Source organism: Shewanella sp. 10N.286.45.A1, from assembly GCF_041470405.1.
Classification (GTDB): domain Bacteria; phylum Pseudomonadota; class Gammaproteobacteria; order Enterobacterales; family Shewanellaceae; genus Shewanella.
The window spans coordinates 1-2,612 of record NZ_JBFRMK010000158.1 but is presented as its reverse complement, the minus strand read 5'-3'; the positions used below and the strand labels follow the sequence as shown (position 1 = coordinate 2,612).

Here is a 2,612-nt window from a genome sequence, read left to right as displayed (position 1 = left end):
AGAATCCGACACAGGCTCACTCGACTACCTGATGACAATCGTAAACTTCCTTTTTGGCCTTGCAATTATCTGGATATTTTTTTCACTTTTTTATGCTCTTGGTGGTGGCACAGTCGCAGATCTGATAAATACAAATAGTTGGTAGCCACATACTCAGTAAAGTAACTGTTTGAAATCTAGTTAATGATAGGGAAACAAGCCAACATTTATTTGGCTTGTGATGTTAAGGTTTATACTTCAGCTTCGGCCATAATAGCCTCTATTTCGTCAACGGTTCTTGGTATAGCCTTAGAAAGATTTTCACAACCAGTATCGGTTACCAATACATCATCTTCTATACGAATACCCATACCACGATAAGCCTCTGGGACATCAGTTGCATCGAGAGGGATATAAATCCCTGGCTCGATTGTAAACACCATACCACTTTCAAGCCGAATCCAATTGCCAGAAGTGTCATGATAGGGTCCGACATCGTGTACATCCATCCCCAACCAGTGTCCTGTCTTATGAACCGTAAAGCGTTTATAGCTTTCAGTTGCCATAATGTGCTCGATTGATCCCGTTAGAAGTCCAAGCTCTTTGAGTCCGATAGCCATAACTTTCATGCAAGTCTCATGAATTGAGCTCCACGAAAGCCCCGGCCTAATTATTTCGATAGCGCGGTCTAGTGCGTTTAATACTATCTGATAAATTGCTTTTTGCTCATCAGTGAATTTACCGTTGACAGGATAACTACGGGTAATGTCTGAGGCGTAATATTGATATTCTGCGCCTGCATCAATCAAGAGCATTTGTCCGTCTTTTAAATCACAACAATTTTCTTCGTAGTGTAAACAGCAAGCATTATTGCCTGACGCAACAATATTAGGATAGGCCACATCGCTGCAGCCTTTATTGGCAATACTGAAGTTAAACAATGCCGAGAGTTCACGTTCATTGACGCCGGAGCTGCAAGCTTGCATTGCTTTTTTGTGCGCGTAGGTTGACGCTTCAACTGCAAGACGAATGTTATTTATCTCATCCTCCGATTTAATTAATCTATGCGGGTGCAGTACTTCAGCGAGTTGTTTTATTGCGACAAACTGTTTAGGAGTATCAAAAGAACCATAATGCCTATGATGATTAGCCCAGCTGAGGATCTCGGAAGAGAATCGGTTATTCTCGTCACAAATATAAAGATTACTGATGCCATCCATTAGGCATAACAGTTCAGTGGTAAACTCACTAACAGGATAAGCGTGATCAGCATTGTAGTGCTCGATTGCCCCACAAACGCCGGCGCGATGGCCAAAATTGACCTCTTGAACTTTATCTTTGGGCCGCAGAAAAAGATGAAAAGAGGTTGATTTATTTTTAATTAGAAGCGCAATGGCATCGGGTTCATCAAAACCAGTTAAATACAAGAAATTATTGTCTTGCCTGAAGTGATACTTAATATTTTTACTGCGCACTTTTTGCTGGTGGCCCGCAAGCAACACTAAACTGTTTTCCGGTAATTGATTAAGTAGCGCAATACGCCTTTGCTGATAGATGTCTACAACCACTTTAACTACTCATATTATTGTATATATTATTTATTACACTGTATTACGGTTTTTATAGCAAGTTCACGGTGCAATTGTTTCAATTGAATGGAATAATAGCGGCATCAAAGAGTTGAGAGATAATATTGTGAAACGAGCAGTTTTTTTAGATAGAGATGGCGTTATTAATATAGATCACGGCTATGTACATAAAGTCGATGATTTTGAATATGTCGATGGCGTTTTCGAGGCTTGTCTCTCATTAAAGAAAGCAGGCTACCTTCTTGCTGTTGTGACCAATCAATCAGGTATAGCCCGGGGTATGTACACTGAGGAGCAGTTTCATACATTAACAGAGTGGATGGATTGGAACTTTGCCGACAAAGGTGTAGAGCTAGACGGTATTTATTACTGTCCTCATCATGCAGAAAAGGGAGTGGGGGAGTACAAGATTGATTGTGATTGCCGTAAACCTAAATCTGGAATGATGTTAACAGCTGCAGAGTTCCTGAAAATTGATTTAAGCCGCTCTGTTATGGTTGGTGATAAACGTGATGACATGTTGGCCGCAAAAGCGGCTGGTATTCCAATTCGCGTGCTGGTGCGTACCGGTAAATCTGTAACAGATGAAGCGATTGCGGCAGCAACCGTTGTACTCGACTCAGTAGCGGAACTCCCAGCGTATTTAGCGGCAGAAGCCACCTAGATAGCATGTTTACTGTTGGCAAGAGTATTAAGCCAAAGGGTTAACGCAACATTTTAAAGGCGATTTGGCAGTATTCACTGCGATATCGGGTTGCCAAATAGCAGTTTAAAAGGGGCTTTTAGCCCCTTTTTTGCGCGTATCGTTTGAGAATTGTCCGCTTAACCATTTTATTGCATTTTTTCTCATTTAGCCCCTTGCGCTTACTCAGGATTTCCCTATAATGCGCATCCACTGACACGGCACCGCAGGCCAATCGCTCTTAGCAAAAGCTAGGTAGTACGGGACTTGCAGCGTAATCAGTACCTCTTTTGACGAAGAGGCGAGAGATTAACTTCTTCGGAAATTAACCTCAGGTGACAAACGCTTTAAGGGCTTCGGGT

At 41.9% G+C, this 2,612-nt stretch carries 2 protein-coding genes; one reads left to right on the top strand and one right to left on the bottom strand.

The window, feature by feature from the left end; all coding sequences use genetic code 11:
* Positions 1-230: 230 nt before the first annotated feature.
* Complete coding sequence (locus AB4238_RS12675; RefSeq protein ID WP_372033764.1) at positions 231-1,547, bottom strand: aminopeptidase P N-terminal domain-containing protein; 1,317 nt, start codon at positions 1,545-1,547, stop codon at positions 231-233.
* Positions 1,548-1,674: 127 nt separating this feature from the next.
* On the opposite strand from AB4238_RS12675, the gene gmhB reads away from it, so the two are divergent.
* Positions 1,675-2,232 carry a D-glycero-beta-D-manno-heptose 1,7-bisphosphate 7-phosphatase gene (gene gmhB / locus AB4238_RS12670; RefSeq protein ID WP_372033763.1) on the top strand — a complete coding sequence of 186 codons (558 nt, stop codon included), beginning with the start codon at positions 1,675-1,677 and terminating at the stop codon, positions 2,230-2,232.
* Positions 2,233-2,612 lie beyond the last annotated feature (380 nt).